Here is a 13,437-nt window from a genome sequence, read left to right as displayed (position 1 = left end):
TTATAATGTGAATGAAATGTTAGGAGATGAATGTTTATGTTGGCTATAATAGCTGCCGTTCCAATTATTCTCACCATTATCCTCACCGTAGGCTTTAACGTTCCAGCCAAAAAGGTTCTGCCTATTTCCTGGGCTGTTTGTGCCATTATTGGACTCACTTATTGGGGTATGGACATCGGCCATATTGCCGCCTATACCATTACCGGATTCCTTGGTTCCATTGATACTCTGTTAATTATCTTCGGTGCTATTCTTCTGATGAATATGCTGAATGAGGCTGGTGCCATGCGCCGTATTGAAGCCATGTTCAACGGAATCACCGAAGATTCCCGTATTCAGATCGTCATCGTAGGCTTTGCTTTTTCAGCATTTATCGAGGGTGCTGCCGGCTTCGGTACTCCTCCAGCTATCTGTGCTCCTCTGCTGATTGGCTTGGGTGCACCTCCAATGGCAGCAGCTATTGCCTGTCTGCTTTTGGACTCCACTCCTGTATCCTTCGGTGCTGCCGGTACACCTACCAATGCTGCTGCTGAGGTTCTAAAGGATACTCTGCCAGCTCTCGGAGTTACTGACCTTGACCTGTGGAAGCAGGATCTGTCCTTTGTTTCTGCTCTGGGTTTGACTGTTGGTGCCTTCGTTATTATCTGGCTGGTTATCGGTATTGTTACCAAACAGTACGGCAAGAACAAGTCTTTCTCTGATGTATTCCCTGTTATTCCTTTCTGCTTGTTCACCGCTGCTGTATTCTCCGTATTCTACTTGGCCTTTGCCAAATTCGTTGGTGCTGAGCTGACCTCCTTGGCTGCAGCTGCCGTAACCATCTTCGTAACCATCGGCGCTGCTAAATCTGGCTTCCTGATGCCAAAAACCATATGGCGTTTCCCTGGCTCTGAGGTAAAGACCAAATCCTCTGGTGGCCAGTCCACCACTCCCTCCATGTCCCTGCTGAAAGCTTGGACTCCATACCTGCTGGTTACTCTGTGGCTGGTAGCAACTCGTATTCCTCAGCTAGGCATCAAGCCTTATATGAGCGTACCTAAGATTGAAATTACCAATATCATGGGTGTTGCTGGTGCTGATTTCACTCTGAAATGGTTGAACAACCCAGGTCTCTTCCCATTCATTCTGGTAGTAATCATCGGCTTTGCTATGTTCAGCCTAAACAGTGACCAGATTAAGACTGTAGTTTCCAAATCCTACAATCAGGTATTCGGCGCTACCATTGCCCTGCTCTTCGGCTTCGCTATGGTCTACCTGTTCCGTTATTCCAATGCCAATATCAACGGCTTTGATTCCATGCTGGTTTCCATGGCCAAGGGCATGGCTGATTTGGCCGGTGCTCATTACCTGTATGTAGCTCCATTGATTGGCTCCATTGGCGCTTTCATGTTTGGCTCCAACACCGTTTCCAACATTATGTTTACCCCATTGCAGTTTGAGACAGCTACCATTTTGAACCTGCCACATCTGGTTATTGTAGCTCTGCAGAACCAGGGCGGTGCCATCGGTAACATGGTCTGCATCAACAACATCGTAGCAACCTGTGCTACTACCGGCATGATGGGTGCAGAAGGCAAGTTGCTGCGAGCCGCAGTGCTGCCATGGCTGGTCTTCTATTTTATCTGCATTATTGTTATTGTAGTAGCCATGAGTATGGGCATTGTATAACCGGCCTGTTTTTTTCAATCCAACAAAAGGAGGCATTATATTGTTTGACGCTACCACTACTGCGGTAACTATCTTTTTAGTTGCCTATGCATTGATTATCTCGGAAAAAGTACATCGTACTATCGTAGGTATATTCGGAGCCATGCTTATGATTATGTTTGGCATTCTCTCTCAAGAGGTTGCCATTCATCACATCGACTTCAATACCCTTGGCCTGCTGATGGGTATGATGATTATCGTAAATATCACTGCAGAAACCGGTCTGTTCAATTTCTTGGCCATCTGGGCTGCCCAGAAGGTAAAAGCACAGCCTATGAAGCTGCTGTTGGCTCTGGCTACCCTGACCGCAGTCTGCTCTGCCCTGCTGGACAATGTAACCACAGTGCTTTTGACTGTACCTGTAACCTTTAGTATCACTTCCCAGTTGAAGGTAGATGTAAAGCCCTTCCTGATGGCACAGATTTTGGCCTCCAACATTGGTGGTACCGCCACTCTAGTAGGAGACCCTCCAAATATTATGATTGGCTCCGCTGTTGGTCTTAGCTTTATGGACTTCATCCTGAATCTTGCTGCTCCAGCTGCTATTATCTTCATCGTAACCACTTTTATTCTGGAATTTCTTTACGGCAAGGGACTTCACACCACCCCTGAGCTTCAGGCCAAGGTTATGAGCCTCAAGCCTGCCAAGCAGATTAGCGATCCTGCCCTGCTGAAGCGCTGCCTCTTCGTTCTGGCTCTCACCATGGCCTTGTTTGTGGCTCACGGTGCTCTTGGACTGGAATCTGCTACAGCAGCCATGTTTGGCGCAGGCCTTTTGTTACTGCTGACCTTCACTAGAGATGAGGAAAAGATTGCCAAAGTTCTGAGCAAAATCGAGTGGCTGGCCATCTTCTTTTTTGCGGGCCTGTTCATTCTGGTTGGTGCTCTGGTAGAAACTGGTGTTATCAAGATGCTGGCTGCTGAAGCTATGGCCATTACCCAAGGCTCTGTAGAGTCCACCGCCATTCTGATTCTCTGGATGAGCGCTATTGCCTCTGCCTTTGTAGACAATATCCCATTTGTAGCTACCATGATTCCTTTGATTAAGGATATGGGCGCTATGGGTATTACCAATCTGGACCCACTGTGGTGGTCTTTGGCTCTAGGCGCTTGTCTGGGTGGCAACGGCACCCTGATTGGTGCCAGCGCCAACGTAGTAGTGGCTTCTCTGGCAGCTCAGCATGGACAGCAGATTTCCTTCCTGGGCTTTATGAAGGTGGCCTTCCCTTGCATGATTCTCTCAATTATCATTTCCACCGGTTATGTATATCTGAGATATCTAATGTAATATGTAATTGACACCCAACATTCTGGCGGTTATAGCGGTTTGGCCGCTATAGCCGCCCTTTTTATTAGCACAATATCCCGCCTTATTCTATAGAGATTGGCTGCATCGGACACCTCATTATTTGCCACAAAAAAGCACAAAAAAAACGGCCGTCCATACGGACAGCCGCCTCTGTGGTATCTACAGAGAACATCTCCTGTGGAAAATGTTAGGAATCAAAATTACATAGCGATAATCAATGCGCCCATAGCCAGCATGCCAACCAGGCCTGCAACACGCATTTCCATAGCCTTAAAAGAATCAGTGCCGCTTGCATCAAGCTTTGGCAAAGAATCAATGAAGAATCCATCCTCTACCATACCATTAGTTGCAACAGGTCTATACATTGCTTTCATTATAGTGACCACCTTTCAGTCTCTAGCTATTTCTCACCCAGCATCCTGCAGTCCGAAAATCAATCCTAAACCTCTACAAAATGTCTTGAGTGTTATTTGCTTTTTATTTCTGTCTATGGTTATATTATAATAACCTTGAGATATATTTTCTAATAACCTTACGCCAGAAAACATTCTAAAAACGCCAATTTTTCTATTTTCTTCCATGAATTTTACGCATTGTATACAGCAAGCGACAACAAGATAATTCTAACAAAACAAGTCTCTAATCATAACAAAATTTCACCATATTATTTGGCTATTTTCCAAGGGAGGTAAAACCATGATTCGCCAAATGACCACCATGCGGATTGCCAGCGACAAAGAAAAAGAACAACGCCATGAAATTCCCCTTTTTCCCTGCAGTACTTATATTAGCGATTGGAAAAAGGGCGGCATTGATGGCTGCCATTGGCATTGGCACAAGGATGTAGAGCTGATATGCGTAGTCTCCGGTCAGGTCAAGGCATACTGCAACGGCCAAAGCTATCTATTAGAAGCAGGAGACGGTTTTTTTGTCAATACCAAGGCCCTTCACAGGTATCAGGCTCAAGGACATGAACTGTGTCATGTATGCTATATTATTTTCAATCCAGAGCTAATCAGTGGCGGTATTGGCACCATCTACCATCAAAAATACATTGCTCCCTTAATCAACGACCAGACCCTTCCCTGCCAATTTCTCGATGAAAAGCGGCAGGTAGATAAACAAATCCTGCAGAAAATAAAACTTGTCTTTCAAGCCGCTGAGACTGCCCAGCCAGGCTATGAATACGATATCCGCTATAATATTGGCAAAGCTCTGTTGCAGCTCCTATTGGAATATAAGCCCTTGGCCTACAAAACTGCCAAAAAGCCTCTCCGCATGGAAAGAATGCAGACTATGCTGGATTTTCTTCACTGGCATTTCAACGAGGAAGTCAATCTGCAGCAGATTGCAGATAGTGCCGGCATTAGCGGTCGAGAGGCTCAGCGTTGCTTTAAGACTATCCTTGATATGTCCCCTATGGAATACCTCCATAGCTACCGACTGCAAGTGGCAGAAGAAATGCTTATCAGCTCTACTGATTCCATTCTGGATGTAGGTATGAACTGTGGCTTTATGAATCCCAGCCATTTTATCAAATCCTTTAAAAAGTATTGTGGCTGTACTCCTAGAGTATTCCGCCAACGCAATACGGAGTAGTCCTGATATCCTCTTTTATTACAATATGGTAAAAAATAATGGGCACAGAAGGTCAGGTCCTATTTCAACCTGCCAACTGTACCCCTTTTTGAGCTTAATAATAATTAAATTGTAGGACTAAGATGGCTGAGATTTACCTCCTCACCCTTCTTTTCCTTCTCTACTACCAGCTCCTGATACTCAAAGCACTCATGAGCAATATCCTTGTTCAGTACCAGCAAGCACAGAAGATTTGGAATTGCCATCAGACCATTCATAGTATCAGAGAAGTTCCATACAAAATCCAGAGTCTGAGTTGCGCCTACAAAGGCAATCAGGCTGAACAGAACACGATAGCCCATCAGCACGGAACGCTTGCTAACTAGATATTCCAGAGCCTTTTCGCCGTAATATTCCCAACCAAGAATAGTGGAAAAGGCAAAGAGGGCCAAAGCAATGGATACGATATACTTGGCAGCCTCACCAAAAACAGTGGAAAAAGCCAAAATCGTCAAATTAGCACCGGAAACTGCCTTGCCAGTAGCAGGATCAATAGTACCCAGCATACCAGAAGAAGCAATTACCAAACCAGTCAAAGCACAGATAATCATAGTATCAAAGAAGGTACCAGTCATATTTACATAGCCCTGACGGGAAGCATGGTCAGTCTTGGCAGCAGCGGCTGCAATAGGAGCAGAGCCAAGGCCTGCCTCATTGGAGAATACACCACGAGCTACACCCCAACGCATAGCACTCAGCATGGAAGCAATAATGGAACCACCAACACCACCGGCTACTGCCTCTGGTGCAAAGGCCATGCGGAAAATCTCAGCAATACCAGCTGGCAGGGCAGCCGCATTGGCAACAATAACAATCACGGAAACTACGAAATAGAAAGCAGCCATAGCTGGTACGACTACGCTGGATACAGCACCAATACTGCGAATACCTCTAACCAGTACAGCCAAGCAGCATAGAGTAAGAATCACGCCGATAACAGTGGTATCCAGTCCCAAAGCTGCATTAAAGGAAGAGGAAATGGAATTGGCCTGAGTCATATTGCCAATACCGAAGGAAGCACATACGGCAAAGAAAGCAAACAGTGCAGCCAAGCCTCGGCCAATAACCTTGTTACCAAAGCCATATTTCATAGCGTACATTGGGCCGCCAGCCATCTCACCAACACTATTGGTCTTGCGATACTTAACAGCCAGTACAGACTCGCCATACTTGGTAGAAAGACCAAAGGCGGCGGAAATCCACATCCACACCAAGGCACCAGGACCACCTAATACCATAGCAGTGGAAACACCTACGATATTACCAGTACCAACAGTAGCGGATAAAGCAGTCATCAGAGACTGGAAAGGACTGATATCCCCCTGAGCATCTGACTTCTTGCTAAGAATCATCTTGATTGCATAAGGTAGATTCCTCCAAGGCAGGAACTTTAACCGAATGGTAAGAAAAATTCCTGTACCCACCAAAAAGGCAAGCATAATCGGTCCCCAGACAAAATCATTTACTTCTGCCATAAGTTTTGCAAAATCCATAAATCATACCTCCTACATTTCCTAATAATTTATACATTCCGTAAGAATAAATTGAAGAATATTATTTCAAAATCCGAATTCTGACTAAAAAAAACCTCCGCCGCCTTATGCGACGGAGACCACCATGTCCCAGAATATTTAGTTTCGGAATGTATTTCCTTTTGATGTATATTTTATATCATAAATGGCTTATGGCTGTCAACAAAAAAGCTTATGAATACAAAAAACATTTTGTTTGACTATTGTATACAATGTTTTATTTAGTTTCCTCACCGCCCTTTCCTTCTTTTCCCAAGGTAATCATTAATAATAAAAGCTATAATCCCGCATAAAAAACAACCCCTGAACAAAATCAGATGTTGTAATTTTTAAGCAAATCAACAGTTTATGCTAAGAATTTTTAGAAGCTAAAATCCTTGCCCTGCTTACGGCGGTCATAGAATTCAGCAATAGCCGTAAAGAGAGCATCACTAGAGGAATTCAGACCAGTTTCACAGGAATCCTGTATCACGCCGATAATAAAGCCTACACCAACAGCCTGCATGGCAATATCATTGCTAATGCCAAAAAGGGAGCAAGCCATAGGAATCAACAGCAGGGATCCGCCAGCCACACCAGAGGCACCGCAAGCACCTACGGCAGACAGTACAGACAGGAGAATTGCCGTAGGAATATCTACCGCAATGCCCAAAGTATAAGCTACAGACATGGCCATAACCGTAATGGTAATAGCAGCACCCTCCATGTTAATGGTGGCTCCCAAAGGAATGGACACAGAATAGAAATCCTCATCCAAGCCCATATCCTTACACAACTCCATATTAACTGGAATATTGGCTGCGGAGCTTCTAGTAAAGAAAGCAGTAACACCACTGATTTTCAGACATTTCCACACCAATGGATATGGATTGCGATGCAGGAAGAGGAAGGTAATCAATGGATTTACAATTAAGGCCATAGCAAACATACAGCCAACCAGAACTACCAAAAGATGACCGTAATCTACGAAAATCTCCAGACCGTTCTCAGATACAGCAGAGAAAACCAAGCCCATAATACCAAAAGGTGCCAACTGGATAATCCAGAAAACAGCCTTGGATACAACAGCAGCCAAATCTGCTACCATATCACAGGTTCCCTTGGAAGCCAGCTTCTTGAAGCCAAGGCCAAAGATAATGGCCCAGCAGAGAATACTGAGATAATTACCGTTCATCAAAGCATTTACAGGGTTGGCTACTACATTAGTAATAATGGTGGTAAGAATCTGTCCAATACCATCTGGAGCTGCATCTGTAGCCGCATCAGTCAGCTTCATAGTAACAGGAAACAGCTGGCAGGCCATTACTGCTGTAACAGAAGCAAAAAAAGTGCCAAAAATATAAATAAAAATTACATTTTTGAAGCGGCCGCCAATATTACCGGAAGCATTGGCCAAGGCACTAATAACCAGAACAAATACCAATATTGGGGCAATACCCTTCAATAAGCCTACAAATACCTTACCAAAGATAGGTAAAACCGTATTGCCAGGCACGGAAAGAGCAAAGGCAATACCTATAATCATACCGATAATAATTCGGAGAATCAGGCTGATGCCCTGCCATTTGGCTAAAGCATTACTCATCATAACAAATAACTCCTTTAATAGAAAATTTAATTAACAATGCACAATTATACCCTGTCTATGAACATAATTCAAGACTTTTCTACCATCAGTAGACAAAGAGTAATATTTCCTTGTACAGTGTACAATTCTCATTTTTGTCCATAAAGCTGTGGTATTATCATAATCCCCAATTATTTTGCGAAAAGAAAAACATGATGACAGATTATCACAGACATCTAAGCCTGTCTAATACTGTCATCATGTTAATTAGACTTAACTATATGGATTGATTATTTTACAACCACATTAACCAGCTTGTCTGGTACGCAAATCATCTTTACAATGGTTTTGCCCTCAGTCAGCTCCTGCACTCTGACATTAGCCTTGGCCGCAGTTTCCATTTCCTCACGGCTGATACCGGTGGCAATCATAATGCGATCCCGAACCTTGCCATTAATCTGCAATACAATCTCTACTTCAGCCTGAACAGTAGCTGCTTCCTCATACTGAGGCCACTGCTGCTGATGAATACTGCCCTGAGCTACAAGAATGCTCCACAGCTCCTCAGTAATATGAGGGGCAAATGGCGCCAGCATCTTCAGGAGATTCAAGCTAACCTCTCTTACCAAGCCGCCATTAATGGTCTTGCTATCCTGGAAGCCATAGAAAGCATTTACCAGCTCCATAATAGAGCTGATAGCGGTGTTGAACATGAAACGGTCACGAATATCCTCAGTTACCTTCTTGATAGTGGTGTGAAGAATCCGGCGCAGCTCCTTTTCCTCAGCAGTAAGAGCAGTAATATCATATTCATCACTGGAGGATTTAATCTTATCCTCGAAGATTTCCATAATACGCCATACACGTCTCAGGAAACGATAAGCACCAGCAACACCATCATCGCTCCAATCCAGATCACGGTCTACAGGAGCAGCAAAAAGAATGAAGAGACGAGCCGTATCAGCACCATACTGACCGATAATCTCCTCTGGGGAAACTACATTGCCCTTGGACTTGGACATCTTGCCCCCGTCCTTCAATACCATGCCCTGAGTCAAAAGATTGGTAAATGGCTCTGCAAAATCCACCATACCGGCATCCCGCAGCACCTTGGTAAAGAAGCGGGAATAGAGTAAATGAAGAATGGCATGCTCAATACCGCCAATATACTGGTCTACAGGCGCCCAGTAATTTACCTTGTCCTTGGCAAATGGCATCTTGTCATTGTGTGGATCTGTATAGCGGAGATAATACCAAGAGGAGCAAATAAAGGTATCCATAGTATCAGTCTCTCGACGGGCAGGCTTGCCACACTTTGGACAGGTGCAGTTTACAAAGGACTCACTCTGAGCCAATGGAGATACAGAACCCTGCTCGAACTTTACATCCTCTGGCAGCATTACAGGCAGCTGATCCTCTGGTACAAGCTGTTCACCACAGTCATCACAGTAAATAACCGGAATTGGGGCACCCCAATAACGCTGACGGGAAATCAACCAGTCACGGAGACGATAGTTGACACGGCGCTTACCAAAGCCCTCCGCCTCAGCCTTGTCCATAATGCCCTTCATAGCAGCCTTAATGTCCATGCCAGAGAACTCAGCAGAATTTACCAGCACACCAGCCTTGTCCACATAAGCCTCAGTCATTTCCTCCAGCTTCAGCTCCTTGTCCTTTGGCTGGAGAGTAATAATAACATTCAGCTTGTACTTCTCAGCAAACATCCAGTCACGCTGATCCTCAGAAGGAACACCAATAACCGCACCAGTACCGTACTCAGCCAGTACGTAATTAGTAACCCAGATTTCTACCTTGTTGCCGTTAAATGGGTTTACCGCATAAAGGCCAGTAAAGATACCTTCCTTTTCGGACTCAGAGGAGGTACGCTCCAGCTCAGACTGATTCTGAGCCTTCTGACAGAAATCCTTAATCTCCTGAGCCTTTGGATTGTTCTCACAAATCTTTTCAATCAAAGGATGCTCAGCTGCCAGGGCCAGGAAGGTAATACCATATACAGTATCAGTACGAGTGGTATAAGCAGCAATCTTCTCTCCCAGCTCTGGAACCTCCAGATTGAACTCCAAGCCCTCACTGCGGCCAATCCAGTTTTCCTGCATGGTCTTTACTCTATCAGGCCAGCCCTTCAAGAGATCCAAATCCTTCAACAGTACATCAGCATAATCAGTAATCTTCAGGAACCACTGGGACAAATCCTTCTTGATAACCTGAGAATCACAGCGCCAGCACTTGCCCTCAATAACCTGCTCATTGGCCAATACTGTGCCACAGGTTTCACACCAGTTTACATAGGCCTTTTTCTTGTAAGCCAGGCCACGCTTGTAGAACAACTGGAAGAGCCACTGAGTCCAACGATAATAATCAGGGCTGCAGGTAGCTACAGAGCGATCCCAGTCATAGGACAGGCCCATTTCACGCTGCTGACGCTTCATATTATCCATATTGGAATAGGTCCAGTCAGATGGCTTTACACCATGCTTAATAGCAGCATTCTCTGCTGGCATACCAAAGGCATCAAAGCCCATTGGATGAATGACATTAAAGCCCTCCATAGTCTTGTAGCGAGCCAAAACATCGCCAATGGAATAATTCCGCACATGGCCCATATGTAGATTGCCAGATGGATATGGGAACATTTCCAAAGTATAATACTTTGGCTTCTTTGGATCCATCTCGGTCTTATAAACATTCTCAGCCAGCCATTTGGACTGCCATTTCTTTTCTATACTCTGGGGTGAATACTTCTCCACAACACAGCCTCCTAAAATATCAATTGCCCTGGCTGAGTATTCCAACCAGGGCGCAAATTCGTATAATCAACCAAATGTTATTATATTATATTTCCAAGCCAATAGTCAACACAAAGTACATTAATAGAGCCACATCATTGGCAAATCTGGAAATTCAATTTAAGAACCGCTGCATCACTTGCCACAGGATATCATATAACCATGATCCATAGGGCCGCTGCCCTTGCCCAAATCCAGCATAGCCCCCAAGGCACCAGATATATACTCCTTAGCCAGCTTCACTGCTTCTGCCATAGTATGGCCCTTGGCCAGGTTAGAAGCTATTGCTGAGGACAGGGTACAGCCTGTGCCGTGGGTATTGGGATTGGCAATTCTCTTACCAGCAAACCATGTAGCCTGATTACTACTATACAAAAGATCATTGGCATCGTTAATGCTATGTCCCCCCTTGCAAAGCACAGCACAAGCATACTGACGGCTGATTTCCTCTGCCGCCTTTTCCATATCCTCTGCTGTCTCAATACTGCTTCCCAGCAGTACCTCTGCCTCTGGAATATTTGGCGTCAGCACATCGGCCAAAGGAAACAGCTCCTGCTTCAACACCGCCACAGCATCCTCTGCAATCAATCTTGCTCCGCTGGTGGCCACCATAACCGGATCAATAACAATATTTTTTGGCTGATACTGACGAAGCTTTACTGCTATCATTCTGATTAGCTCCTTATCAGAAACCATGCCTATTTTCACTGCATCGGGGAAAATATCTGTAAAAATACTATCCAGCTGCTGACCTAGAAACTCCGGGGTAACATTCATAATAGCCGATACGCCAGTAGTATTCTGAGCCGTCAGGGCAGTAATGGCACTCATGCCATATACCCCATTGGCCAGCATGGTCTTTAAATCTGCCTGAATCCCGGCCCCACCGCTGCAATCACTGCCTGCTATAGTCAAAACTGCTTTCATAATACAAACCATTCCTTTACACAAAAAATCTCTCCCTCTTATTATACAACAAAAGGGAGAGATGCACAGCTATTCTAACTTACCATTGTTCCCCAGGATATTTCATATTCCAGGCCTTCCGTAATCTGGTCATAATCTCCATTACATCAGCAGAATAGGACAGCTTCAAACCAGACACATCCCCGGTCACTACTGCCTGCTCCATATCCTGCAGCTCGTAGCCCAGCGCCTCAGCAGTACTGCCTGCCTCAATCTCAGTTCTGACACCGGTTTCTGCATCTACAATCACCGCCTTATCAGCACGAGGATATTCCATAATCTCAATATAGGCCTTTTCACAGCTAATCATAGCCCGCTTTGGCTGTTTGGAATGCATGGACAGAGCCACTGTAGCCATCTGTCCCAAACCGTTTTTCAGCAGAATAGTAGCCATTTCGTCAGATCCAGTTGGGGAAGCCTGCCACTGGCTCACAATATCCTCTGGCTTTTCATCCATAAAGCTGCGGACAATGGACAAAGCATAGACACCAATATCCAGCATAGCTCCTCCTGCCAGATGCATATTGAAAAATCTATTCTCCATATTGTATTCCTTGAAGCTACCAAAATTCATGGTAATCATCTGCACCTTGCCTAACTGGCCGCTTTGCACAATCTCCCACAGCTTCTTGTAAATAGGCATATGCCAAATGGTCATGGCCTCACCAATAATCAGCCCCTTGGACTCCGCCAGAGCCTGCATTTCATTCAGCTCACGGCTGTTCAGAGTAATAGATTTTTCCACGAAGATATGCTTGCCATGCTCCAAAGCCTTCTTCATAAATTCATAATGGGTATTGTGCGGGGTAGTTATGTAGATAATGTCCACAGCTTCATCCAGAAACATATCATCAATGGTGTCATAGACCTTCTCTACGCCGTATTTCTCTGCAAAGGCTACTGCCTTATCATGGGTACGATTACCTACTGCATAAAGCCGCCGCCCCATTTTCTCCAGAGCCGCCGCCATCTGATTGGCAATTACACCAGTTCCTAATACCGCCCAGTTCAAATGCTTTTCTGACATAAACTACCTCCAAAATTTAATATACCCACAAATCTTCTATAACTAGAGGAAAACCTATTTTCTTTCCACAAAATTCCAAAACATAATAGCTTTCACTTTCTGGCATAACTACAGTCAAATGCTCATCGTCCATAGCGGTATTATGATACCGCCAAAATTCATTCTGAATGCGGATGAAATCCCATTTTATGGTCTTTAGCACCTTGCCATTCCGTACCTGCTTGCTAATGCCCTGAACATGGCCTTCATCACTTCGCTGAATAGCACCGCTGATGCTTTCATCATCCACATAAACCTCATAGCCTGCACCAAATTCCGAATCCGGCACTGTATAAACCCAAACATCCTTGGCCTATGCCTGAGAAAATCCCCAGAAGCCACCAGAAGCCACCACAAGCCATTACCATAAAGACCACCAGAAAAATCCTCATAACTCTGCTTTTCATACCCCCACCCCCAGCACAAACAACAATGTCTATTTATATTATACACAAAAAAATATCTACAACAAAGAACTTTTACGATTGAGTACCCACTATTTGCATTTTATCATCTATTAATTTCAATACTAATTCAATATATTTTTCACAAATCATTTTCTTCAAATCACTTAACTTAATACTCCCATCAAATATTTTATAACAAATACACTTAAACTCTGACCTTTCATACAAACGAAATACTAAATCATCCCTGTCATAAATCTCATCAACACTTTTGTCAATTTCGCTCCTCTGTATTCCTTTTATTGCTCTAAATCTTAATTTATCTTTATCATCTATTTTCATTCTGTAATATTACTTTACCATTTGGGTGTGTCAAGAACTTTGTGTAAAAAAGTTTAGTAGATTACATCATAGTGCTTCATGAGTTTCGCCATACGT

The 13,437-nt window shown here is 44.3% G+C and carries 12 protein-coding genes; 3 read left to right on the top strand and 9 right to left on the bottom strand.

Features of this window, described 5'->3' with window-relative positions; translation table 11 throughout:
* Window positions 1–36: 36 nt before the first annotated feature.
* Window positions 37–1,668 carry an L-lactate permease gene (locus I6E26_RS03745; RefSeq protein ID WP_235320498.1) on the top strand — a complete coding sequence of 544 codons (1,632 nt, stop codon included), beginning with the start codon at window positions 37–39 and terminating at the stop codon, window positions 1,666–1,668.
* 37 nt (window positions 1,669–1,705) lie between these two features.
* Window positions 1,706–2,995 (top strand): SLC13 family permease, encoded by a 1,290-nt coding sequence (locus tag I6E26_RS03740; RefSeq protein WP_235320562.1) that lies wholly within the window; start codon window positions 1,706–1,708, stop codon window positions 2,993–2,995.
* A gap of 221 nt (window positions 2,996–3,216) precedes the next feature.
* On the opposite strand, the gene I6E26_RS03735 is transcribed toward I6E26_RS03740, so the two are convergent.
* Both I6E26_RS03735 and I6E26_RS03730 read right to left on the bottom strand, forming a co-directional pair.
* A complete protein-coding gene (locus tag I6E26_RS03735; protein ID WP_235320497.1) occupies window positions 3,217–3,390 on the bottom strand; it encodes a hypothetical protein in 174 nt (57 codons plus the stop codon).
* Window positions 3,391–3,423: 33 nt separating this feature from the next.
* A complete protein-coding gene (locus tag I6E26_RS03730) occupies window positions 3,424–3,597 on the bottom strand; it encodes a hypothetical protein (protein WP_235320496.1) in 174 nt (57 codons plus the stop codon).
* Between the two features lie 115 nt (window positions 3,598–3,712).
* On the opposite strand from I6E26_RS03730, the gene I6E26_RS03725 reads away from it, so the two are divergent.
* Window positions 3,713–4,615 carry an AraC family transcriptional regulator gene (locus tag I6E26_RS03725; protein WP_235320495.1) on the top strand — a complete coding sequence of 301 codons (903 nt, stop codon included), beginning with the start codon at window positions 3,713–3,715 and terminating at the stop codon, window positions 4,613–4,615.
* A gap of 104 nt (window positions 4,616–4,719) precedes the next feature.
* Here the strand turns inward: I6E26_RS03725 and I6E26_RS03720 are convergent, their stop codons facing one another.
* The 7 genes from I6E26_RS03720 to I6E26_RS03690 all read right to left on the bottom strand — a co-directional run bounded on the left by I6E26_RS03720 (window position 4,720) and on the right by I6E26_RS03690 (window position 13,341).
* Window positions 4,720–6,147, bottom strand: a complete 1,428-nt coding sequence (locus I6E26_RS03720; RefSeq protein WP_235320494.1) for an alanine/glycine:cation symporter family protein — start codon at window positions 6,145–6,147, stop codon at window positions 4,720–4,722.
* A gap of 400 nt (window positions 6,148–6,547) precedes the next feature.
* Window positions 6,548–7,774, bottom strand: a complete 1,227-nt coding sequence (sstT, locus tag I6E26_RS03715; protein WP_235320493.1) for a serine/threonine transporter SstT — start codon at window positions 7,772–7,774, stop codon at window positions 6,548–6,550.
* Between the two features lie 269 nt (window positions 7,775–8,043).
* The gene (leuS, locus tag I6E26_RS03710; protein WP_235320492.1) at window positions 8,044–10,521 is read right to left on the bottom strand and encodes a leucine--tRNA ligase; all 2,478 of its coding nucleotides are present in this window, start codon (window positions 10,519–10,521) and stop codon (window positions 8,044–8,046) included.
* Window positions 10,522–10,695: 174 nt separating this feature from the next.
* Window positions 10,696–11,487: a bifunctional hydroxymethylpyrimidine kinase/phosphomethylpyrimidine kinase gene (gene thiD / locus I6E26_RS03705; RefSeq protein WP_235320491.1), complete on the bottom strand. Its 792-nt coding sequence runs from the start codon at window positions 11,485–11,487 to the stop codon at window positions 10,696–10,698.
* A gap of 79 nt (window positions 11,488–11,566) precedes the next feature.
* Window positions 11,567–12,553, bottom strand: coding sequence for a Gfo/Idh/MocA family protein (locus tag I6E26_RS03700; RefSeq protein WP_235320490.1), 987 nt, complete (start codon window positions 12,551–12,553; stop codon window positions 11,567–11,569).
* 16 nt (window positions 12,554–12,569) lie between these two features.
* Window positions 12,570–12,881 carry a hypothetical protein gene (locus I6E26_RS03695; RefSeq protein WP_235320489.1) on the bottom strand — a complete coding sequence of 104 codons (312 nt, stop codon included), beginning with the start codon at window positions 12,879–12,881 and terminating at the stop codon, window positions 12,570–12,572.
* Window positions 12,882–13,071: 190 nt separating this feature from the next.
* Complete coding sequence (locus I6E26_RS03690; RefSeq protein WP_235320488.1) at window positions 13,072–13,341, bottom strand: hypothetical protein; 270 nt, start codon at window positions 13,339–13,341, stop codon at window positions 13,072–13,074.
* Window positions 13,342–13,437: the final 96 nt, after the last annotated feature.

This window comes from Anaerovibrio lipolyticus (assembly GCF_021531495.1).
Lineage (GTDB): Bacteria > Bacillota > Negativicutes > Selenomonadales > Selenomonadaceae > Anaerovibrio.
The sequence above is the reverse complement of the archived record's forward strand: the minus strand, read 5'-3'. Positions and strand labels throughout refer to the sequence as shown.